This is a genomic window from Natronoarchaeum mannanilyticum (assembly GCF_039522665.1).
Lineage (GTDB): Archaea > Halobacteriota > Halobacteria > Halobacteriales > Natronoarchaeaceae > Natronoarchaeum > Natronoarchaeum mannanilyticum.
Genome location: NZ_BAAADV010000001.1, coordinates 630,195 through 651,295, shown reverse-complemented (window position 1 = coordinate 651,295; position 21,101 = coordinate 630,195). Strand labels below are relative to the sequence as shown.

At 68.4% G+C, this 21,101-nt stretch carries 24 protein-coding genes and 1 tRNA gene; 8 read left to right on the top strand and 17 right to left on the bottom strand.

Annotated features, from left to right (window positions below; translation table 11 throughout):
• Window positions 1-9: 9 nt before the first annotated feature.
• On the bottom strand, window positions 10-972 hold the full coding sequence (locus ABDZ81_RS03450) for an AAA family ATPase (protein ID WP_343772457.1): 963 nt from the start codon (window positions 970-972) through the stop codon (window positions 10-12).
• Window positions 973-1,150: 178 nt separating this feature from the next.
• Between ABDZ81_RS03450 and ABDZ81_RS03445 the strand changes: the two genes are divergently transcribed.
• A complete protein-coding gene (locus ABDZ81_RS03445; RefSeq protein WP_343772456.1) occupies window positions 1,151-2,587 on the top strand; it encodes a hypothetical protein in 1,437 nt (478 codons plus the stop codon).
• A 3-nt stretch (window positions 2,588-2,590) separates the two neighbouring features.
• On the opposite strand, the gene ABDZ81_RS03440 is transcribed toward ABDZ81_RS03445, so the two are convergent.
• The 4 genes from ABDZ81_RS03440 to ABDZ81_RS03425 form a co-directional block, all read right to left on the bottom strand.
• Window positions 2,591-3,445, bottom strand: a complete 855-nt coding sequence (locus ABDZ81_RS03440) for a phosphatase PAP2 family protein (protein WP_343772455.1) — start codon at window positions 3,443-3,445, stop codon at window positions 2,591-2,593.
• A gap of 167 nt (window positions 3,446-3,612) precedes the next feature.
• Window positions 3,613-3,777, bottom strand: coding sequence for a DUF6757 family protein (locus ABDZ81_RS03435; RefSeq protein WP_256393509.1), 165 nt, complete (start codon window positions 3,775-3,777; stop codon window positions 3,613-3,615).
• An 86-nt stretch (window positions 3,778-3,863) separates the two neighbouring features.
• Window positions 3,864-4,661, bottom strand: coding sequence for a PHP domain-containing protein (locus ABDZ81_RS03430; RefSeq protein ID WP_343772454.1), 798 nt, complete (start codon window positions 4,659-4,661; stop codon window positions 3,864-3,866).
• A gap of 326 nt (window positions 4,662-4,987) precedes the next feature.
• Window positions 4,988-5,061: transfer RNA gene (locus ABDZ81_RS03425), tRNA-Val, on the bottom strand.
• A gap of 85 nt (window positions 5,062-5,146) precedes the next feature.
• On the opposite strand from ABDZ81_RS03425, the gene ABDZ81_RS03420 reads away from it, so the two are divergent.
• The 3 genes from ABDZ81_RS03420 (at window position 5,147) to ABDZ81_RS03410 (ending at window position 8,049) form a co-directional block, all read left to right on the top strand.
• Window positions 5,147-5,656, top strand: a complete 510-nt coding sequence (locus ABDZ81_RS03420; RefSeq protein WP_343772453.1) for a DUF192 domain-containing protein — start codon at window positions 5,147-5,149, stop codon at window positions 5,654-5,656.
• 32 nt (window positions 5,657-5,688) lie between these two features.
• On the top strand, window positions 5,689-5,958 hold the full coding sequence (locus ABDZ81_RS03415) for a DUF7538 family protein (RefSeq protein WP_343772452.1): 270 nt from the start codon (window positions 5,689-5,691) through the stop codon (window positions 5,956-5,958).
• A gap of 102 nt (window positions 5,959-6,060) precedes the next feature.
• Window positions 6,061-8,049: an ABC transporter ATP-binding protein gene (locus ABDZ81_RS03410; protein WP_343772451.1), complete on the top strand. Its 1,989-nt coding sequence runs from the start codon at window positions 6,061-6,063 to the stop codon at window positions 8,047-8,049.
• 24 nt (window positions 8,050-8,073) lie between these two features.
• Here the strand turns inward: ABDZ81_RS03410 and otsB are convergent, their stop codons facing one another.
• From otsB to ABDZ81_RS03395, 3 genes are all read right to left on the bottom strand, one after another.
• Window positions 8,074-8,970 carry a trehalose-phosphatase gene (gene otsB, locus ABDZ81_RS03405; RefSeq protein ID WP_343772450.1) on the bottom strand — a complete coding sequence of 299 codons (897 nt, stop codon included), beginning with the start codon at window positions 8,968-8,970 and terminating at the stop codon, window positions 8,074-8,076.
• A 5-nt stretch (window positions 8,971-8,975) separates the two neighbouring features.
• A complete protein-coding gene (locus ABDZ81_RS03400; protein WP_343772449.1) occupies window positions 8,976-10,637 on the bottom strand; it encodes an alpha,alpha-trehalose-phosphate synthase (UDP-forming) in 1,662 nt (553 codons plus the stop codon).
• Between the two features lie 156 nt (window positions 10,638-10,793).
• Entirely contained in the window at window positions 10,794-11,159 is a 366-nt protein-coding gene (locus ABDZ81_RS03395) for a DUF5789 family protein (RefSeq protein ID WP_343772448.1), read from the bottom strand.
• Between the two features lie 85 nt (window positions 11,160-11,244).
• Between ABDZ81_RS03395 and ABDZ81_RS03390 the strand changes: the two genes are divergently transcribed.
• Window positions 11,245-11,985, top strand: coding sequence for a creatininase family protein (locus tag ABDZ81_RS03390; protein ID WP_343772447.1), 741 nt, complete (start codon window positions 11,245-11,247; stop codon window positions 11,983-11,985).
• 28 nt (window positions 11,986-12,013) lie between these two features.
• Here ABDZ81_RS03390 and ABDZ81_RS03385 read toward each other — a convergent pair whose 3' ends face one another.
• The 3 genes from ABDZ81_RS03385 to ABDZ81_RS03375 form a co-directional block, all read right to left on the bottom strand.
• Window positions 12,014-12,481: a DUF5790 family protein gene (locus tag ABDZ81_RS03385; RefSeq protein WP_343772446.1), complete on the bottom strand. Its 468-nt coding sequence runs from the start codon at window positions 12,479-12,481 to the stop codon at window positions 12,014-12,016.
• Window positions 12,482-12,676: 195 nt separating this feature from the next.
• Window positions 12,677-13,231 (bottom strand): metal-dependent hydrolase, encoded by a 555-nt coding sequence (locus ABDZ81_RS03380; protein ID WP_343772445.1) that lies wholly within the window; start codon window positions 13,229-13,231, stop codon window positions 12,677-12,679.
• Window positions 13,232-13,327: 96 nt separating this feature from the next.
• Window positions 13,328-13,690 carry a dihydroneopterin aldolase family protein gene (locus ABDZ81_RS03375; RefSeq protein WP_343772444.1) on the bottom strand — a complete coding sequence of 121 codons (363 nt, stop codon included), beginning with the start codon at window positions 13,688-13,690 and terminating at the stop codon, window positions 13,328-13,330.
• A 69-nt stretch (window positions 13,691-13,759) separates the two neighbouring features.
• Between ABDZ81_RS03375 and azf the strand changes: the two genes are divergently transcribed.
• The gene (gene azf / locus ABDZ81_RS03370) at window positions 13,760-14,533 is read left to right on the top strand and encodes an NAD-dependent glucose-6-phosphate dehydrogenase Azf (RefSeq protein ID WP_343772443.1); all 774 of its coding nucleotides are present in this window, start codon (window positions 13,760-13,762) and stop codon (window positions 14,531-14,533) included.
• A 92-nt stretch (window positions 14,534-14,625) separates the two neighbouring features.
• Here the strand turns inward: azf and ABDZ81_RS03365 are convergent, their stop codons facing one another.
• The 4 genes from ABDZ81_RS03365 to ABDZ81_RS03350 all read right to left on the bottom strand — a co-directional run bounded on the left by ABDZ81_RS03365 (window position 14,626) and on the right by ABDZ81_RS03350 (window position 18,620).
• A complete protein-coding gene (locus ABDZ81_RS03365) occupies window positions 14,626-15,246 on the bottom strand; it encodes a DUF309 domain-containing protein (RefSeq protein ID WP_343772442.1) in 621 nt (206 codons plus the stop codon).
• A gap of 32 nt (window positions 15,247-15,278) precedes the next feature.
• Window positions 15,279-15,428, bottom strand: a complete 150-nt coding sequence (locus ABDZ81_RS03360; protein WP_256394175.1) for a 50S ribosomal protein L40e — start codon at window positions 15,426-15,428, stop codon at window positions 15,279-15,281.
• A gap of 154 nt (window positions 15,429-15,582) precedes the next feature.
• Window positions 15,583-16,479, bottom strand: coding sequence for a coiled-coil protein (locus ABDZ81_RS03355; RefSeq protein ID WP_343772441.1), 897 nt, complete (start codon window positions 16,477-16,479; stop codon window positions 15,583-15,585).
• A gap of 293 nt (window positions 16,480-16,772) precedes the next feature.
• Window positions 16,773-18,620 carry a glycoside hydrolase family 2 protein gene (locus tag ABDZ81_RS03350; RefSeq protein WP_343773362.1) on the bottom strand — a complete coding sequence of 616 codons (1,848 nt, stop codon included), beginning with the start codon at window positions 18,618-18,620 and terminating at the stop codon, window positions 16,773-16,775.
• Window positions 18,621-18,775: 155 nt separating this feature from the next.
• Here ABDZ81_RS03350 and ABDZ81_RS03345 point away from each other — a divergent pair, with 155 nt between their 5' ends.
• A complete protein-coding gene (locus ABDZ81_RS03345) occupies window positions 18,776-18,931 on the top strand; it encodes a hypothetical protein (protein WP_343772440.1) in 156 nt (51 codons plus the stop codon).
• Between the two features lie 79 nt (window positions 18,932-19,010).
• On the top strand, window positions 19,011-19,436 hold the full coding sequence (locus tag ABDZ81_RS03340) for a DUF371 domain-containing protein (protein WP_343772439.1): 426 nt from the start codon (window positions 19,011-19,013) through the stop codon (window positions 19,434-19,436).
• A gap of 34 nt (window positions 19,437-19,470) precedes the next feature.
• Here the strand turns inward: ABDZ81_RS03340 and ABDZ81_RS03335 are convergent, their stop codons facing one another.
• Both ABDZ81_RS03335 and ABDZ81_RS03330 read right to left on the bottom strand, forming a co-directional pair.
• Complete coding sequence (locus ABDZ81_RS03335; protein WP_343772438.1) at window positions 19,471-19,869, bottom strand: DUF4112 domain-containing protein; 399 nt, start codon at window positions 19,867-19,869, stop codon at window positions 19,471-19,473.
• 79 nt (window positions 19,870-19,948) lie between these two features.
• Window positions 19,949-20,980, bottom strand: a complete 1,032-nt coding sequence (locus ABDZ81_RS03330) for a deoxyhypusine synthase (protein WP_343772437.1) — start codon at window positions 20,978-20,980, stop codon at window positions 19,949-19,951.
• Window positions 20,981-21,101 lie beyond the last annotated feature (121 nt).

Below are 21,101 nucleotides of genomic sequence, written 5' to 3'. Positions count from 1 at the left end.
TCGTCGAACTTAGCTTTCCGGCGGCGTCATCGCCGGCACTTCCACCCGATCGATCACGTCGCGGACGACGTCTCTTCTCGAGGTGTCTCTCACCGACGTCTCGGCCGTCAGCACGAGCCGGTGGGCCAGCACGGGCTCGGCGACGGCCAGCACGTCGTCGGGGACGACGTACTCGCGGCCCTCGATCGCGGCGCGGGCGCGGGCGGCCTCGAACAGCCGCTGGACGCCCCGCGGCGAGACGCCGACGTCGACGCGACGATCGGCTCGGGTCTCCCGACAGACCGCGACGACGTAGTCCCGCAGTTCGTCCTCGACGGTGACCTGCTCGGGGATCTGCCGCAGCGCGCGAACGGCCTCCGCGTCGATCACCGAATCGACCGTCGGCGCCTGCGCCGTGCGATCGGCGCGCCGGTCGATCAGCTCCCGCTCGCCGGCCGCGTCGGGGTAGCCGATCGACGTCTTGACCGTGAAGCGGTCGCGCTGGGCCTCCGGCAGCTCGAAGGTCCCCTCCTGCTCGACGGGGTTCTGGGTCGCGATCACCAGGAACGGCTCTGGAAGCTCGTGGGTCGTTCCGTCGACGGTGACCTGACCTTCCTCCATGGCTTCCAGCAGCGCGGCCTGGGTCTTGGGCGGCGAGCGGTTGATCTCGTCGGCGAGCACGACGTTCGCGAAGATCGGCCCCTCGTTGAACTCGAAGCTGCCGGAGTTCTCGTCGTACACGTACGAGCCGGTCACGTCCGCGGGCAGCAGATCCGGCGTGAACTGGAGCCGGTTGAACTCCAGGCCGAGCGCGGTCGCGAGGCTCCGGGCGGTCAGCGTCTTCCCGGTGCCCGGGACGTCCTCCAGCAGGACGTGCCCCCGCGCGAGCACGCCCGTCATGATCGTCTCCATCAGGCGGCGGTCGGCGACGACGGCGCCCAGCACCTCGTCGATCACCCGGTCGGCGATCGTTTCCGATCGTGATACTGACATGACCGCGGCTTCGCCGTCCACCGGTATAAATTTCGTCATCGATCTTCGGAAGCGATGGACTGCGGCGGCGTCCCTTCGAACTCTTCTGACGAATCCGACCGCGACCCGCAACCGACCGGTAACCGCCGAGTAGCAACCGGTTAACACCCTTATGCGCTCGGTCGCCGTACCGGCCGTCGTGGTGGACACGAACCGGCTGGTCGTTCTCGCGCTGGCGGCGGTCGTTCTGGTGGCGGTCGCGGCCGGCGCCGGCGCGGTGTCGTTCACCGACGAGACCGGCGCGCAGTACCACCCCGACCGGGACGTCCAGCTCGTCGAGACGAGCAACGGCACCGCGCTGTGGCCCTACACCAGCCGGGCGCGGGCGTTCCCCTCGAAGACGCTGTCGATCAACGTGGTCGTCTACGGCGACGCCGCCGACGTCCGCCACGCGCTGGTCGCCCGGACCGACGCCGACTGGAACGAGACCGCCAGCGACCAGTCCGACCTCGATCCGGACGCCGCGCCGCCCGGGCCCAACGGGACGGCGGTCGCCTGGGAGAGCGCCCGCGGCGCGACTCGCTACACGTACGTCGCCAACGTCGCCCGCGAGGACGGGACGCCCGCGGGCTACTGGATGGCCGAGTCGGGCCAGTTCCACGACGGCGACTACCTGGGATCGCGGTACCACGTCAGGCTGTACGAGCCGATCGACGACGAGGAGCGCTGGGTGGCGATGCAGGCCCACCAGGAGCACTGGGACTGGTTCGGGCTGCGCCACAGCGTCGACAGCAACGAGCGCGCCCAGCAGTACGTCGAGGCCGACTTCATGGGCCAGCCGTTCGTCGACTCGGTCTCCCGTGAGTACTACGCCACGTCCGACCCGCTGGACACCGACGGCTGGGTGACCGAGATCGAACTGCGCGGCGGCGCGGTTCGGCTTCCGAACGCGACCGAGGGCGAGGCGGACGCCTCGGAGAACTCGACGGCCGACGGCGCGCTCGCGACTGCTGCCGTTCCGGCCACCGCGCAGCTGCTCGTCGGCGTTCCGCTCGCCGCGCTACCGGGCGTCGGCGTCCCGCAAGTTGGTGGGATCCTCGCGCTCGCGGCACTCGCGGCCGGCCTCGTCGGGGCGCTGACGGCGAGCGCGCCGGTGTCGCCGGATCGGATCTCGCGGACCCTGTCTCGCTCGCGCGAGCGGCTCGTCGCCGTCGCTGCTGACGTCGATCTCCGCTACCTCGTGCTGTTCGGTGCGACGCTGTCCGTTCTGTTGTTCGTCCGCACCACCGGTATCTACCTCGAACAGGTACTCCCCGGCTCGCCGAAGCTCGTCGTCGCGCTGTGCTACCCGCTCGTGCCGGTCGGCGTCCCGCTGGTCGCGTACCTGCCCGCCCGCGGGCTCGACGAGTTCCGGTGCTTCGTGGTCGCCTCGACCGGCGTCGCGCTCGGGATCACGGTCGACTACGCGCTGCTGGGCGTCGCCGTGCTGCCCGTCGAGACGCTGGTCCACCGGCTCGGGGTCGTGCTGGCGGTCGGGCTGCTCGCCGCGGGCGCCGCCGAAAAAGGCCAGTCGTTGCGACTCGGCGCCCTGCTGTGGGTCGCCGTCGTGTTCGCGCCGCTCGTCCGGTGGTTCTAGCGCTCAGTCGGACCAGTTGGGCGACTGGGACTGCTTGCGACGCCGGACGAGGATCTTTTCGGTGCGATCGACGATGCGATCGGCGGCGTACACGGCGCCCGCGCCGAGCACGATGCCCGCGATCACGTCGGTGAGCCAGTGGATGCCCAGATACATCGTCGCGATCATCACGCTGACTGCCAGCACCGACGCGATCGGCGTCCAGTTGGGGAACTCCTCGCGGCTCATCATCGCGAGTATCATCGCCGTCAGCGCCATCGAGGTGTGCAGCGACGGGAACACGTTCGAGCTGTAGTTGATCATCGACGTCAGCGTCATCACCGCCGGAAACTGATCGTACATCAGCGGGGCGGCGTCCTGGGGGATCGAGTTCCGGGGCCCGTAGGCGACGAAGACCGTGTAACACACGACGCCGGCGCCGTAGTTGATCGCGTACGCGGTCAGCAGCACTTTCAGGTACCGCAGACGATCGGTGAAGAAGTACGCGAGGATCGGAAAGATCAGCAACACGACGTAGCCGAACACGTAGATGGCCGAGAAGTAAAGCACTGCACCCGCCGGGAACAGCTGCTGTACCCACGATACGAACGCACCTTCGATCTCGATGATCGTTCCGGTGAGCTTGATTCCGAGGTAGAACGATGTCTGGCGGCTGTACTGCAGCAGTCCCTTGTTGATCAACAGCACGGCGACGAGGGCGGCGAGATAGGGAAGCACCTCGCGAAAGCGTCGCCGCCGCTCGGCGGCGGATCGCAGCGTCTCCGCGAGACGCGTGCGACCCACGCAGGTCCACAGGAGGGCGCCGGTGGCCGTTCCGGACACCAGCGCGACGATGACCAGAATCTCCAGCAGATTCATCAGATGCGTACATCTACTGTCTCGATCGTAAAGAATCTATACATTTTGTCAAACGCTATCAACGTCGTCAGTAGCCGCCACTGCCGGCGATCTGCAGAGAATCAAGTCGGGACCGACGACGGACGACGCGAGGACGGGTGCCGCGAACGACGAGCCACGCCGGCCGGTCACTCCCGGTGATCGACGTCGATCTGCTCTCGAAGGTCGTCGAAGGCGTCGGATTCCGCGAGCTCCTCGAGGCGCTCCTGAAAGTGCATCTCGCAGAGGCCCACTTTGATACCGTCGGATTCGGCGGCGACGGTGGCGTCGTCGTCGCAGTAATGACACTGCATACCTCCTCTAGCGGCCCGAGCAGTTTGAACGCTACGGCTTCGGACGCGGTCCGCGCACGATCGCAGAGTGCCTCACAACGGCGCGATCACGTCTCCCCGGCGTCCTCGACGGCCTCCGCGATCGGCCGGTACTCCGACGCCGAGAGGCCCGCCAGCCCCAACTGCTCGTCGTGGGCGTCGCTGCCGCCCGTCGCGAGCAGGTCGTGCTCGCGGATCGCCCGCTCGACCGGCGCGCGATCGACGGACCGGCCGTAGGGGTAGTACCGCTCGACGGCGTCGAGCTCGCTCGTCAGCTCGAGCGCCGCCGCGGGATCGCCGTACCGCAGCGGGTGGGCCAGCCCGACGAGCCCGCAGGCGTCGTCGAGCAGCCGGCGGCCCCGCTCGAACGACGGGATCGAGCGAGCGACGTAACACGGACAGTCGTTCCCGATCAGCTCGTCGAAGGCGTCCTGGTAGTTGTGGGGAAGATCGGACTCGGCGGCGATCGCCCGCGCGATGTGGGGCCGCCCGACGCCCTCGTGGATCTCGACGTCGAGGTCGACGCCGGTCCGGTCTTCGACCGACTCGACGATCGCCCGGGCCCGCTCGACGCGGTCGCGCTGCAGCCGCTCGATCTCGGCGTCGAGCCCCGCGGTCGCTCGCGCGCCGTACCCCAGCAGGTCGACGCGCTGCCCGCCCGCCGCCTCGACGCGCAGCTCGATCCCGCGGATCACGGTGACGCTGTCGCGCGTCGTCACGGGCCGGTCGAGATCGGGGTGGAGCCGGTCGTGGTCGGTCACCGCGACGACCTCGACGCCGGCGTCGCGCGCGGCCTCGGGCAGCCGCTCGGGCGTCAACTCGCCGTCCGACGCGGTCGTGTGGACGTGGAGATCCGCGTAGGTCATGCTCGAACTCGGCGTCCGGCGCGGCAAAGTTGTTGTGTACGCGGCAGGCGTCGGGTCGGTGGCCCGGACGACGTGAGGCCTGATTCGCCCCGTACCTCGAGTCAGAGATTTGATTTCTCACGTCCGTTTGCCGTGACTCACTCCGTTCGTCACGATGTCACGCTCACTCCGTTCGCGTGACCGTCGCAAAATGATGGGTTCGGGCGGGTTCGAACCTCGGTCGCTCCCGTTCGCTCGCTGGCGCTCGCTCACCTCCCGCTCCCTGGTTCGAACCGCGCCCTCGGTCAAAGATTTGACTGCTCACGTTCGTTCGCAGTCAAAATCTATGGGTTCGGGCGGGTTCGAACCGCCGATCTCGGCCTTGTAAAGGCCACGTCATAACCAGCTAGACTACGAACCCGTCACTCCCAACCAGAGGATCCGGCGAAATAACGCTTTCTCTCTCGGTCGGTAGCCTTACGGCGAAACGGCCCCTCACACCGAGTATGGCGGACACGCGCGCGACCGCGGCGATCGGCGGCCTGACCGCCCTCCTGCTCGTCGGCGCGCTCGCGGTACAGGCCGGGTTCGTCCCGACGCCGTGGGCCGACCAGTACGGCGAGGCGACGGTGACGATCAGCGACGAGAGCGGCGAGCGACTCGCGGTCGTCCAGACGGAGGTCGCGGACACGAACCGCGAGCGCCGGATCGGTCTGAGTAAGCACGACTCGCTCGACGACGGACACGGAATGCTGTTCGTCCACGACAGCGAGGGGCAGCACACGTACATAATGCCCAATATGTCGTTCGGCATTGACATCGTGTACGTCGGAAGCGACAAGCGGATCAATGAGATCCACGAGGCTCGAAAACCCGGCCCGAACGAGGACGGCGGCTCCATGGAGTATCCGGGTCGCGGCAAGTACGTCCTGGAGGTTCCGAAGGGGTACATGGCCGACAACAACGTCACCGAGGGCGACCGGATCGAGATCGAGTACCACGGCAACGGATCGTAACGCATACGCGCCCGCTTCGTCCAGCCGTTAGTATGGGCGATCACGTCGACGCGCTCGCCGAGCGGGAGGGGTGGCGCGCCGAGGACTTCGCGGCTCGCGTTCACTATCAGGGCGCCGGCGACGCCTACAGCATCGAGTTCTACGAGCCCAGCGAGTGCGTGCTCTACTGGAAAGTCAAGGACGACGGCGAGACGGCCGTGCCGGTCGCCCGGGAGACGGTGCCCGGGCCGCTCCGGGAGCGCATCCGCGAGGATCTGGCGGCCGCGGGGATCGACGCCGACGTCGAACGGCGCGAGCTCTGAACGCCGCGGCGCGACGCCGACGATCGGTATCGATACCCCGAGAACCGGCACCGTTCGGGTGCTCGCAAACCCTTTTGCACGGCTATCCGCTAGAGCGACCTCATGAGCGGCGTCGATCTCGACGACGACGATCCCTTCGAGGAGCAGCGGGAGCAGGTCGAGAACCCGATGAAGCGGCTCTTTCTCACGTACGGCCGGGACAACGCGTCCCAACTGTCGGTCGGCGTCGTCGGGAGCGTGTTCTCGCGGGTGCTCGACCTGCTGCCGCCGCTGATCCTCGGCGTCACGATCGACGCCGTCTTCAACCAGACGGGGCCGTTCGATCTGCCGCTGGTTCCGCAGGCGTGGGTCCCCGAGGGCCAGACCGCGCAGTTCTGGTTCGCCGTCGGCATCATCGCGGCGTCGTTCCTGTTCGCCGCCGTCTTCCACTGGGTCAGAAACTGGGGGTTCAACGCGGCCGCCCAGAACATCCAGCACTCGATCCGGACCGACACGTACGACAAGATGCAGCGGCTCAACATGGACTTCTTCGCGGACAAGCAGACCGGCGAGATGATGTCGATCCTCTCGAACGACGTCAACCGATTAGAGCGGTTCCTCAACGACGGGATGAACTCGCTGTTCCGGCTGGTCGTGATGGTGTTCGGGATCGCGGGCATCCTGTTCTGGATGAACTGGCAGCTGGCGCTCGTGGCGCTGTTGCCGGTCCCGCTGATCGCCGCCTTCACCTACTGGTTCATCCAGATCATCCAGCCCAAGTACAAGGAGGTGCGCTCGACGGTCGGCAAGGTCAACTCCCGGCTTGAGAACAACCTCGGCGGCATCACCGTCATCAAGTCCTCGAACACCGAGCCCTACGAGTCCGAGCGCGTCGAGGACGTCTCGCAGGACTACTTCGACGCCAACTGGGACGCCATCGACACGCGGATCAAGTTCTTCCCCGGCCTGCGCGTGTTCGCCGGGATCGGCTTCGTGATCACCTTTCTCGTCGGCGGCATCTGGGTGTTTCAGGGGCCGCCCGGGCCGATGACGGGCGATCTGGAGGTCGGGACGTTCACGGCGTTCATCCTCTACACGCAGCGCTTTATCTGGCCGATGGCCCAATTCGGACAGATCATCAACATGTACCAGCGCGCCAGAGCGTCCAGCGCCCGGATCTTCGGGCTGATGGACGAGCCGGCTCGCATCGCGGAAAACCCCGACGCCGACGAGTTGGTCGTCGAGGAGGGGCGCGTCGAGTACGACGACGTCACGTTCGGCTACGACGATAGCGAGGCGCGACGCGCCTCGGATCAGTCGAGCGAGGAGCACGGCGACTCGCGAGGCGCCGAGACGATCGTCGAGGACGTCAGCTTCGACGTCGAGGGCGGCGAGACGCTCGCGCTCGTCGGGCCGACCGGCGCGGGCAAGTCGACGATCCTCAAACTCCTGATGCGCCTGTACGACGTCGACGACGGCGAGATACGGATCGACGGCACCGACGTGCGCGACGTGACGCTGCCGAGCCTGCGCGAGTCGATCGGCTACGTCAGCCAGGACACGTTTCTGTTCTACGGCACCGTCGCCGAGAACATCACGTACGGCACGTTCGACGCCGACCGCGAGGCCGTGATCGAGGCCGCGAAGGCCGCCGAGGCCCACGAGTTCATCCAGAACCTGCCCGACGGCTACGACACGGAGGTCGGCGAGCGCGGCGTCAAGCTCTCGGGCGGCCAGCGCCAGCGCATCTCGATCGCCCGCGCGGTGCTGCGGGACCCCGAGATCCTCGTGCTCGACGAGGCGACCAGCGACGTCGACACCGAGACGGAGATGCTGATCCAGCGCAGCCTCGACGAGCTCACCGAGGACCGGACCACCTTCGCGATCGCCCACCGGCTCTCGACGATCAAGGACGCCGACGAGATCGTCGTCCTCGAAGACGGCGAGATCGTCGAGCGCGGCCGCCACGACGACCTGATCGGCAACGACGGCCTCTACGCTCACCTCTGGGGCGTCCAGGCCGGCGAGATCGACGAGCTGCCCGAGGAGTTCGTCCAGCGCGCGGCCCGGCGACAGGCGCGTACGGAAGTCGACATGGACGACGACGACTGATCGAAGGCCGGACCCGACTCGCCGTCAGTTTTCTCCGCCGTCGCCCACGAGGTGACGCCGCCCCGCCCCGGCGACCCACCGCGTCAGCGCGCGGGCCGCCTCGGGGTCGGGGATCACGTGGTCCGCCTCGGTCTCCTCGCGCCCGACCGCGATCCCCCGTCCTTCCTCCAGCGTCCGGAACGCGTCCTCGTCGGTGACGTCGTCGCCGACGTAGATCGCGAGCCAGTTCTCGCTCTTCGGGACGAGTCGGTCGCGCAGCCACTCGACGGCCGCGCCCTTGTCCCAGTCGACGTCCGGCCGGATCTCGAAGATTTTCTTTCCGGACGTGATTCGCAGTTCGGCGTCGACGTCGTCGACGGCCTCGCTGACCGCCCGCTCGACCGCCGGAACGGCGTCGTCGTCGACGCCGCGGTAGTGGACCGTCGCGGTGACGCGCTTGTCCTCGACGCGGGCGCCGTCGATCTCGTCCAGGCGCGACGCCACGTCGTCGGCCACCGACCCGATGGCGTCGGCCGCAGACTCGGCCGCGGGGTGAATCTCGACGTCGGCGTCCGGACGCTCCTCGCCGCCGGACGCCGCTGACGCATCGGCGTCCGCCGGCTCCTGCAGTTCCAGCCCGTGGTTGCCGGCGAAGTGGACGCCGGAGACGCCGGCGCGTTCGCGGAGGTCGGCCAGCGCGCGACCGCTGACCAGCCCGACGGCGACCCGGTCGGCGTCCCGAAGCTCGCGCAGGCTCTCGGGGACGCCGTCGAGCGGCGCCGCCGCGGCGGGGTCCTCGACGATCGGCGCGAGTGTGCCATCGAAGTCCGAGAGAAAGAGCAGGCCGTCCGCGCGCGCCAGTCGCTCCGCGAGATCGTCGAGGACGGGGTCGAGCACGGGGTGGTCGGTCGCCGATCGGTCGTCGGCGTCGTGAGGTGCCATGCTGATCAGGATTCGAGCGTCGACTCCTGCTGGTTCCGGGCGCCCTCGATCCGCTCGGCGGTCCAGAACTGGCGGGCGATCCAGTCGAACACGTCGGCGTCGAGCACCTGCTCGCGGAGCGCGCGCATCCGCTCGGCGCGCTCGTCGTCGGGCATCGTCAGCGCCGACTCGATCGCGTCGGCGACGCCCGGCGTGTCCGAGGGATGGACCAGCAGGGCGTCCTCGCCGAGCTCGCCGCTCGATCCGGCCAGCTCCGAGAGTACGAGCACGCCGTCCTCGTCGAGCTGGGCGGCGGCGAACTCCTTCGAGACGAGGTTCATCCCGTCCCGCAGCGACGTGACCAGACAGAGATCCGCGCCGCGGTACAGCCCCGCCAGTTCCTCCTCGGAGAGCATCTCGGTGGTGTAGACGATCGGCTGCCAGTCGGTCGTCCCGAACCGGGCGTTGACGTCGGCGACCTTCGCCTCGACGCGCTCCTGGATCTTTCGGTAGGCGGGGATCCGGCTCCGGCTCTCGGCGCCCTTCTGGACGTAGGTGAGCTCGCCGCGCCACTCGGGGCGCGTCTCCCAGAAGTGCTCGAGCGCTTCGAGGCGCTCGACGAGGCCCTTGGTGTAGTCCAGCCGGTCGACGCCGACGGCGACGCGCTGATCCTCGTCGATGCCGTGGCCGCTCGTGAACGTCTCCCAGAACTCCTCGGCTTCCTCGGTTGCGGCGGCCTCGGCCTGGGACGCGGCGTCGATGCCGATGCCGAACGGCCGGACGTACGTGCGCCGGTCGCCGTGGCGGACGCTTCGGCTCTCCCGGTCGACGTCGAGATCGGTCAGCGCGGCGACGGTGTCGAGGAAGTGCTGGCAGTACGCCTCGGTGTGAAAGCCGAGCATGTCGTTGGCCAGCAGCCCGTCGAGGAGCTCGTCGGCCTGCGGGCAGGCGCGGAACACGTCCCAGCCGGGCCAGGGAAGATGCCAGAACTGCATGATGAAGGCGTCGTCCAGCCGATCGCGGGCCATCCGGGGCGCCAGCCCGAAGTGGTAGTCCTGGAACCAGAGTACCGGGGTCTCGCCATCGCTCTCCTCGACGGCGGCCTCGGCGAACAGCTCGTTGACCTGCCGGTAGCACTCCCAGTCCGACTGGGAGTACGTCGCTCGCGTCGTATCGGAGTGGCTCAGCGGCCACAGCGCCTGGTTGCTGTAGCCGTAGTAGTAGCCGTCGACCTGGTCCTCGTCGAGCCAGACCCGCCGCAGGTCGTAGCTGGGGTCGTCCGGCGGCACGGGGACGACGTCGTCGTCGGCGACCACCCGATCGGCCTCGCCGCTCCCCCACGCGACCCAGGTGCCCTCGACGGTCTGCATCACCGGGTCGAGCGCGGCGGTCAGTCCGCCGGCGGGCCGGTTGACGACGACCTCCTCGTCCTCGTACTCGTGGCTGTAGGGCTGGCGATTGGAGATCACCACCGGGCTGCGGCCGTCCAGGAACGACGCCGCGGCTTCGGTCGCCGCCGTCCTGGAGTCGTCGCCGCTGTCGGTCCAGGCCCCGTCTTCCGGCGTCACGCCCGGCCCCCCCCGCGGACGCTCCGGGACGCGAACGGCGCCGTCCGCGCTCTGTTCTCCGCACGTCCGCGACTCCTCGCTCGTCCGTCCGATCCGCTCGGTGCGTTCGTCATATCCCACTCCCCTCGCCGGTTGAGGCGGTCAGGGGGAAAAGCCGTCCCACCGTTCAGAATCGTTCGGTCGGCGCTGTCCGAAATTAGCGCTCGCTTACTCCTCCCGCGCTCGGCCGCACGACCTTCGAACTGCCGATAGCTCCGGCTTACCCGTCCCTCGGCGCTACAGCGACTCCTGTCCCTCGCCGGTGTCCTGCCCCGGCGCGCCCTCCTCCTGCCGGTCCTCGCCGGTCGCCGGCGGCGTCCGGTCGCTGTAGTTCTTGCGCCCGATGGCGTCGTCGCCGACCATGTTGAGCGCGGCCTGCTGGACGTCGTTCTTCGAGTCGAACTCCTGGTCGCCCATCGGTTCGAGCAGTTCGGAAAGCGTCGCCCGCCCTCCCTCGTACTCCAGTTCGACGTCGCCGTGCTCGTCGAGCAGTTCGCCGGTCGTCACCGGGTAGGACTTCTCCTCGAGCGCCTCGTCGAGTTCGCCGAAATCGACGCCCATCTCGCGGCTGTCGCCCCCGTCGGCGTTGCTGTCGTTTGCCATCTGGAATCCCTCTATCGGAGTGACGCCGGGCGCACACAAACCCGTTGGCCCCACATATTTATCGCCGCTACGCCAGAGACAGAACATGCACCTCAGCGAACGGACCTGGACGGACGCCGCCGACGCCGAGACGGAGCTGGCCATCCTGCCGATCGGCAGCACCGAGCAGCACGGCCCCCACGCCCCGCTGGGGACGGACGTCCTGACGGCCGAGGCGGTCGCCGAGGCGGGCGTCGAGCGCTACGACGGCGAGGTCGTCGTCGCGCCGGCGATCCCGGTCGGTGTCGCCGAGGAACACCGCCAGTTCTCCGGCACCCTGTGGGTCAGCGAGGAGACGTTCCGATCGTACGTCCGCGAGACGGTCGCCAGCCTCGCCGAGCACGGCTGGGACCGGGTCGTGCTGGTCAACGGCCACGGCGGCAACGTCGGCGCGCTGCGCGAGGTCGCAGGCCGGATCGTCCGCCGCGACGACGCCTACGCGGTCCCCTTCACCTGGTTCGACGCGGTCGGCGACCACTCGGCGGACATGGGTCACGGCGGCCCGCTGGAGACCGCGGTGCTGCGCGCCGTGGCGCCCGAACTCGTCCGCGAGGATCGGATCGAGGAGGCCCGCGAGGACGCCAGCGACGGCTGGGGCGAGTGGGTCAGCGGCGTCAACCTCGCGTTCGACTCCGCGGAGTTCACGGAGAACGGCGTCGTCGGCGACCCGGGTGAAGGAGACGCGGAGCGCGGCGAAGAACTGCTCGAGTTGGCGGCCGACGCGCTGGCGGCGCTGCTCGACGCCGTCGCGGAGCGCGACGTGGAGCGGCCCGACGATCGGCGGTAGCGCGGCGTGATTCTCGAATCGTCCGCGTCTACTCCGCTTCGGCTTCCTCGGCGTCGGCGTCCGCATCGGCGTCGGCGTCCGCATCCGCACCGTCGTCTTCGATCGCCTCGGCGGCCTCGTCGAGTGTTCCCCGGAGGTCCGGGATCGTCGCGGTGAGATCGCCGACCTGCTCGTGGGCGTCCTCGATCGTCTCGATCGTCTCCTCGATCTCCTCGATCGATTCTTCGAGGTCGTCGGCGTCGTCGAACGCGTCGGCGCGCTGGCCCATCGTGAACCACTTCTTGGCGTCGTGCAGCTCGTCGGCGGCGTCCTCGACGTCGAGCGCCGAGCGCAGCGCGTTGAGCACGCCGAGCACGTTGTCGGCCTCCGCGTCCCAGACTTCGTCGCTGTCGGGGAGCGCGGCCCGGGCGTCGTCGAGCGACGCCTCGACGTCCTTGCGCATCTCGCTTGCGGCCTCGCCGAACAGTTCGTCGTCGTCGAGCGTCGACTGGCTCATACCGAACACTTCGACCCGTCAACGGTTAAAAAGTCGCCCGAAAGTGAAAGTGAAATCCGACCGAAGAGCGATCCAGAAAGCGGTTCGGACTTCCGCCGCGGGAACGATCCGAAACGAACGTAATGCCGAACGCTCGTCGTCGGTCGGCGGCGTCGGCGCGCCGCGCTGCGACCCGCAACTCGGCGATGCGCTCGCCTACGCCTCTCCGAGCCGATAGGGATGATCCAGCGGGTCCGCGGCGACGGCGATCGCCGCGTGGATCGTCAGCGCGACGGCCAGGAGCCCGATGTTCCACCACGGCGAGTTGTACCAGATCAGGTCGAGTCCCCACGACTGCCGGACGAACGGCCAGAGCGGTTCGATCGGCGTGGAGAGGTCCGGCGCCGAGAGCATGTCCGCGAAGATGTGGCTCAGCCCGCCCACCGCGTACGCCGCGGCCGCGAACACGAACGCGCTGGTCCTGTCGAACCGTTCGCCGCGGGTCCAGCGCTCGAACGGCCCGGCGAACGCGACGGCGGTGAGCGCGCCGGCGACGACGCTCGCGCCGAGGACCGCGACGACCGTGTGCGTGATACCGTGGTGGTGGATCGCCGCCGGGAACCACTGACTGAGAAACAGGTCGATGTCCGGGAGCAGCGCGGCCACGGCCGCGATCCCGATGAACGCCAGGCTGGCGCGATCCGTCCAGACGAACCACGCCGGGATCGCCCACAGCAACCCCATCGCCACGTGTCCCATCACGTCGACCATTGGGCCCAAACGTACGCCGGCCGATCTGAAACCGCTGGCCCCTAAAAAACTTGATCGATCGCCGACGGGCGTCGATCGACTGGCGGCCGGCGCCCGTCAGTCGCCGCCGCGCCGCACTTCCTCGACGCGCATCAGGGGGTAGCCGTCCTCCATCGCCATGCTGGTGACGACCTCGGTGCCCTCGTAGTCGACGACGATCTCGACCTCCATGAACTCGCCCGTCAGCTCGGTGTAGCCGTGGTCGATCGCAGCGTCGAGGCGATCCTCGAGGATGTCGACGGTGACGCCGACGCAGTGGGGCTGGTTCTCGATCGACTCCTCGATGGCGCGCTCCAGGCTCCTCGCGTTGTCGGGGCTCACCGGCGTCCCGGCGAACTGGTGGTACAGCGTGCCGAACTTGACGCCGGCCTCGAAGCACGCTCGCTCGCCGACCGTCGGCGTCGCGTCGGATTCGTCCATGTCAGCTGATCGGGGTCCGGCGTCCTAAATCGCATGGTACTTACCGACCCTCGTCCACTGAGATATTGAATGGACGACCCCGTGCTCCTGACCGGCGCCAGCGGGCGCGTCGGGCAGGCCATCCTGGGCGGGATCGCGGACGACTACGAGTGGCGACTCCTCGATCGCGAACCGCCGACCGGCGACCATCCCGGCGAGTACGTCGTCGCGGACATCACCGACTACGACGAGGTCCGGGCGGCGATGGAGGGCGTCGGCGCGGTGATCCACCTCGCCGGCGATCCACGCCCCGAGGCGCCCTGGTCGAGCGTGCTGGAGAACAACATCGACGGCGCCAAGACCGTCTACGAGGCCGCCGTCGACGCCGGCGTCGAGAAGTTCGTCTTCGCCTCCTCGAACCACGCCGTCGGCGCCTACGAGACCGACGAGCGCACGCCCGAGATGTACCGAGATCACCACGAGCTCCGCCTCGACGGCACCGAGCTCCCCCGCCCGACCAACCTCTACGGCGTCAGCAAGGCGACGGGCGAGGTGCTCGGCCGGTACTACCACGACGAGCACGACCTCGACGTCGTTTGCGTGCGGATCGGCAACCTCACCGAAGGCCACCCGCCGATCGACTACGAGCGCGGCCAGGCGATGTGGCTCTCCTACCGGGACTGCGCCCACCTGTTCGACCGCTGCCTGCGGGCCGACTACGACTACGAGATCGTCTACGGCATCTCCGACAACGACCGCAAGTACTACTCGATCGATCGCGCGAAGGACGTGCTCGGCTACGACCCGCAGGACAACTCCGCGCACTTCGAGGGCGAGGAGCGGGTTCACGGTCCCGAAGCCTGAGTTCGGCGCCCGGCGCCAATGCTCGACGTCCGGCGCCGTCGCTCGGCGTCTCGATGCGCTCTACACTCGTCAACGACTGCTCCCAGCGCAGCTTAGTCGAACAGCCCTTCGACGTCTTTCTCCCGCGAGCGTCGCCGGTCGACGTGCTGTCCGAGCCGCTGGTAGATGATCCCTCTGTTCTCGGCGTCGCCGACGAAATCGAGCAGGAACGTGACGTACTTGCTGCCCTCGTCGCCCGCGTCGAGGTCCTCGCGGGCGTACCGGACGGCCCGCTCGACGACGGCGTCGTCGAAGCCGTCGATCGCCTCCGCGAGCAGCGGCGCCGCGATCCAGACCGCGTCGACGTCGAGATCGGCCAGCTCGACGGCCCGCCCGTCGACGCGCAGCTTCGGCGGATGCCGCCGCTCGATCGCCTCGGGATCGGCCGCGAGCGTTGCGAGAAAGGATCGTGCCGTCTCGACGTTCACGTCGCGGTAGTCCGCGGGGAGGTCCGCGAGATACTCGCCCGCGCTCTCGGCCAGCCCGACCGCGCCCTCCCAGTTGCGCCCGCGGGCGTGGTGGACCGCGGCGGTGAACTGGATCAGCCCGTGGAGCAGCCGCTCGTCGTCGGTGCCGCGCTCCAGATCGAGCCAGTACTCTTCCCAGGCGTCGTGGGCCGCGTGGTGGTAGCCGGCGTTGTACGCGGCGACGCCCGCGCGGAGTCGGGACTCCATCGTGCGGGCGTTCGGAGAGAAGACGGAAATAGTCAGGCGCTGCGGGCTTCCTTCGCCTTCGGACGCAGGTTCCCGTAGCCGCACTTCCGGCAGCGGTCGGCCTCGGCGGCGTTGCGCGCGTTACATCGCATGCAGATCATCTTGTTGAGCAGCCGTCCCTCCGCTTTTTCGAACGTAGCCATACCCGCCCGTTGGCCGCTCGCTCGTTTAAGCGTGGTGGTTTCCCGACCGGGCGCAGCGCTCGGTAGTTCGGGACGACGCTCCGACAGCGGTCGAAGCGACGCTTTGCCGTCGCTACGCGCTCGCCGTAAAACCGCAGAAGAACGCGCTACCTAGTTAGAGACGGCCGGCCTTCTGGAGCTTCATCAGGTCCTCGGTGTCGAGAGTCTCGCCGTCCTTGAACCGCTCGTAGATCTCCTCGGCTTCCTGCTCGACTTCCTCTTTCTCCTGCTCGCGCTCGGACTTGCGCTCTTCTTCCTCTTCCTTGTCGAGTTCGCGCAGGCGCTTCTGGACGCGGACGAAGTCCTCGTGGTGGCGGTCGGCGGCCTCCTGGGCCTCCACGAACAGCTCGTGCATCTCGTCGGCGTCGTCGCGGATGTCGTCGGCCTCCCGATAGGCCTCGATCATCTGGTTGTGGTGCTCCTGGGCCTTGTCGGCGAGCTCGGTCACCTTCTGGTGGTGCTGGGACGCTTCCGATCGCACTTCCTCGGCCTCCTCGACGAGGTCGTCGAGCTCCTCGTTCTGGTCGAGTTTTTCCTTGCGCTCGGTGTACTCCTCGCGCTTCTCCTCGATCTTCTCGATGAGCTCGCGCTCGTCTTCGGTGCTGAGGACCTCGGTCTGCTGCTTAAACTCCAGCTCCTCGATCTCCTCTTCGAGCTCCTCGAGGTCCTTGCCCTCGTCGAGCTCCATGTCCGACTTCATGTCCTCGACCTTGTCGAACAGCTCGTTGGCCTCGGCGTTGAGCTCGTTGCGCTTCTCCTTGTGCTCCTGAACCTGCTCGTTGAGCTCGTCGCGCTTCTCGCGGTGTTCCTGGGCTTCGTCGACCTTCTCGCGTGTCTTCGCGTTCAGGTCGTCCCGCTTGGAGGCGCGTTCGGACGCCAGCTGGTTCAGCTCGTTTCGTCGGTCTCGCAGCTGCCCTGCGAGCTTGATGAGCTGTCCTTTCGATTTGTTCTCGAGGTCGTCTTCCGTGAGTTCGACGTTGTCCGCTTCGTCGAGTTCTTGTGCTTCTACCATTGTTAGTCAAGCCTCTGTGCCATACCCGCACCGGCGGGACAGCAGTAGCTCGCGACGTGTGACGACGGTTCAGTGATAAGATCCCCTGTCATTGGTCTGCGAGCGATGCTGCCTGAACGCCGGTGGCGTTCTGGTACCCGTTACTAACGGGGCTTGCAATTTAAAAGTACCGGTCATCTACCCCGTGAAAACAGTTAGCAAGCGGCCTGACGGGCCGTGTAAGGGGTTGCCAATGGGGCCGTAGCGACATATAAAAGACCGTGCGCCGAGTGGCGGCGTCCTCCCGCGGATCGTTACAGCCGGTAGGTGTTCGTAACCCGCTCGCCGTCGACGGTCGTCGTCAGGACGACCTCGTCGGCGCCCTTCGGAATCTTCAGCCCGCCGGCGGACTCGCTGTCGAGCGGGTCGACCGTCGCCTCGAACGAGCCGCTGCGGTCGCCGGCGGTCCACTCGACGGCTGCTTCGACCGGATCTGCGGCGTCGTTGACCACCGTGACGCCGACGGCGCCCGGGTTCGGCGCGGCGTCGAGCACGGCCTGCACCGGCTCGTAGGCGTCCGCGAGCGCCTCGTAGGCCGGCTTCTCCTGGCCGTCGGCATCGAGGACGCCCATCCCGCCCGCGGGCCGGACGTCCCGCAGCGCGAACGCCGCGAGCACGTCGGCGTCGCGACGCCGAAGGCCTTCGCCGACGCGTTTGAGCGTCCGGGCCTGCTCGCGCTGAGTCGCCGGAGGATCGCCGGTGTCGAGGCGATCTTCGAGGTCGGCGGTCGGCTCGACATCGTCGCGGTCGAGCACCGATCCGGCGCCGAACTCCGCGACCACGTCGCCGAGTCCGGGGTACCGGTCCAGCAGCCGGTCGACGTCGTCAGCCCGGCCGTAGTCCCACCCCGGATACAACGTCGCGGCGTCGGCGCCGGTTCCCGGCGGGCCGGTGACGGGCACGACCGGACGGTCGGTGTCGAACGATGCCGCGATCTCGTCGTCGGTCGAGCGGTCGTAGTTCGTCCGCCAGGCGCGCCAGCGCAGCCGGGAGCGGGCGAGCCTCCCGCTTCCGAGGGGCTGCTCGAAGGGAGTTCGGGGGTCGTCCCGGACGCCGTAGATCCCCACGCTCGGGCTGGACCGGCAGGTTTCGACCAGCGCGTCGGACAGCTCGGCGCCCCGCTCGGGATCGACGTCGGCGTCGCCGGTCAGGGGCAGATCCTGCCAGACCAGCAGCCCGGCCTCGTCGCAGGCCTCGCGGAACGTCGGCGACGGGACGTGCGCGTGTGCGCGGACCAAATTCGCGTTCGCGCCGGCGACGGCCGCGACGTCCGCCTCGGGGTCCTCGCTCGGGAGAACGTTGAGTCCGCGTGCGCGCGCCCGCTGCCCGTTGACGACGAGCCCGTCGTCGAGTTCGACGGTGCAAAAGCCGGTCGTCGCCGATCGCTCGGCGCCGTCCAGTTTCGCGGTCACCTCGTAGCGGTGCTGTGAGCCCAGTCCGCGTGGCCACCAGAACTGCGGGTCCCTGACCTCGATCTCCCTGGTCACCGTCACGCGCTCGCCGGCCGCGGCCCGCACCCGCGCCCGCTCCATCGCGCCGCCGCCGCGGAACCCTTTGGGGCGGAGCGACAGCGTCGCGCGCTCGTCGACCGCCTCGGCGGCGTCGACGGTCAGTTCGGCTTCGATCGTCGCCCGCTCCTCGCCGAGCGTCGGCGTCACCGAGAGGTCGACGAGCGCGACCGGACCGTGGGTCTCGACTCTGGCGTCCCACCAGATGCCCGGGACCCGGTCGGTTTCCGGCAGCAGGTCGGTCTCGTGGACGCCGCCGAAGCCGTCGGTCGGTCGTCGACACTCGACGATCAGTTCGTTGTCCGCCGAGGGCTCGAACTCGAAGCGCGCGGGTTCGAAGTAGGTGTCGTGCTCGCCGAGCAACTCGCCGTCGTGCCAGACGCGCGCTTGCGCGTACAGCCCTTCGAGAACGAGCGTCGCGCGCGTCGCCTCGCCCTCGCGCGGGTCGGGAAACGTCGTCCGGTAGGCGACGGCGTCGGCTCCCGCCAGCGCGTCCGGGCGCCCGGGAACGTCGACGGGTTGGGGATCCTCGACCGCCGGCGGCGCGTCGTCCTCGCTCGGTTCGACCGCGGTCCCCAGCCACTGGCCCAGCATCACTACCCACTCCACCGCACGGGACCGAAATAGGTCTTACTCTCGACAGTCCCCGGATCGCCGGCCGTCGGCGCGACGCGGCGTCGAATCGACTACTTTCACTTTCACTCCGGGGAAGGCGCAGTTTAAGGATCCTCTCGGGCGCACCTCGAAGTATGCTCGAACGGCTCACAAGCACGTGCGAGGCCGAGGGGTGCGACCGCGCGCTCGACGACGACCACCTGATGCTCGCGATGGAGACTGAGCACGGCACGCGCCGCGCCTACGAGTGCGATTGCGGCGCCGTCACGATCACGGTCGTGCAGCAGTAGCGGCTGTCCGGATCGAACCGCCCCGCGCTCGCGATCGGAGATGCGTGCGCTCAAGTCGCCCGACCGAGAATCGCCGCCCATGGAAGAAGTGATCCGAGCGACGGGTCACCCGAACGTCCTCGCCGAACACACCAGCACGTTCGAGGTGACGACCGACGACTACCTGACACCGGCCGGCGACTGCATCCTCGCGATCGAGGCCGACCGCGCGCCCGCCGACTTCGACGCCGAGTTCGTAGAAGCGTGCCAAGACCGCGACGCCACCATCACCGCCGAGCTGGCCGTCGAGACCGCCGACGGCACCCGCGTCGAGACGATCACCGGCAGCGGCCACCCCGAGCTATCCTTCGCGAGCGAGCGCAGCGCCGTCGGCCGAACGAGCGACCACGTCGACGAGCGCACGGTGATGATCGACGCCGACAGCCCCGCGCTCGGCGTCGACCGCGAGATCGTCGCGGCGCTGGCCGACGGCGCCGACGCGACGCTGACGCTGTCCGTGGAGTGACGCCGCTGCGATGGAGTGGCGCCGCTGCGAGGACTTACGCGTCGGCGTCGACGTGCTTTTCGACCAGCTCGACGTTTCTGCGGTTCGCCTTCCACGCCGTGTCGAACAGCGTCCCGAGGATCGGGACCATCCCGACCGTGGCGTCGAGACCGATGTTGAACAGCATCCGCCCGATCACGCCCTTCGGGACGCCGAGGTTGACGGCCTCCGCGACGATGTACGTCGAGACGACCGCCGTCGCCCAGTCGCCGGCGATCGGCAGGACGCCGACGACCGGGTCCAGCCCGAATCTGATGTCAGTCCCGGGGACCCGGAACGCGTCGTCGAGCAGCGTGCCGACGGCGTCGATGCGCTTGAGTGCGCCCTCAGTTCCCCCCACGATCGCCTCCTCGAGTTCCGCTTCGACCTCCTCGACCGTCTCTCGGTGACTCATACCCGTCGTACGCCCTCGAACGGTTTAGGCTCGCGGGCGAGGTAGTTTGGCTCGCTATTCCGTCATCCGATCGCACGAGTTACTCCCCGATCCGCTCGCGCGCCGCGGCGACCACCAGCGGGAGCGTGATCGTCGCGTCGGCGTACACGCTGGCGTTCCGACCGGCCTTCTCGATCTTCCCCCACGAGCGGGCCTCCTCCAGGGTCGCGCCCGAGAGCCCGCCGGTCTGCTCGTCGTCCATCGTCAGCTGGACGGCGTAGTCGTACGAGTCGGGCGCGACCAGCATCGTCTGGAGCACGAAGTTCTTCGGGACGCCGCCGCCGACCACCATCGCGCCCGATTTCTCCGCGTCGAACGCCAGATCGGTCAGCGGCGTCATGTCGCCGAGCGCGTCGAGCGCGAAGTCGGTCGTCTGGGAGTACATCCACGCCTGCAGGCCCAGCACGGAGTCCTGGATCGCCGGACAGTAGATCGGCACGTCGTTCTCGTAGGCCGCGGCGGCGACGCCGGCGCCTTCGTCGATCCCCTCGTTCTCGTTGACCTCGGCGTTCGCTCGCCCGAGCTCCTCCGTGAGTCGCTGGATGCTAACCGTCTCCTCGACCTCGGGGAACACCTTCGAGCGCAGGTGCTCTTCAAATAGCGCGAAGTGCTCCTGTGGCAGGTAGACGTTGTAGATGCGGTCGACGCCCTCGTCGCGCAGCTGCTCGTCGTGCTCGCGCATCGTCCCCTCGCCGTGGGTGCGCCCGTGGTGGTGCTTCCCGCCGATCGCCTCGATCGCGTCGTGGGTGAGGTTCGCGCCCGTCGTCACCAGCACGTCGATGTGGCCGTCCCGGATCAGGTCGGCGACGATCTTGCGCATCCCCGTCGGCACCATCGCGCCCGCCAGCCCGAAGAAGTTCGTCACGTCGTCGTCCCCGAGCATCTCCGCGTAGATGTCGACGGCCGCGTTGAGGTCGGCCGCGCCGATACCAGCCTCGCCGTACTGGTCGACGAGCTCGCCGACCGACATCCCGTCGCGCACGTCGGCGTGCCCGATCGGGTCGTGGCCGAACTCCTCGCGCGGCGGCTGTTCGTGCTCCTCGGCGTGCTCGTCGTGGCTCTCGTCGGTCATACCACTCTCTCGCGGTGCGAGCGATTTGAACGCGACGGTCCTGGGATTGGTTGGTTGCGCAGATCGATCTGAAAGCATCTACAACACCGCCTCGAAAGCCCTGACTTCTGGGCTCGGGAGG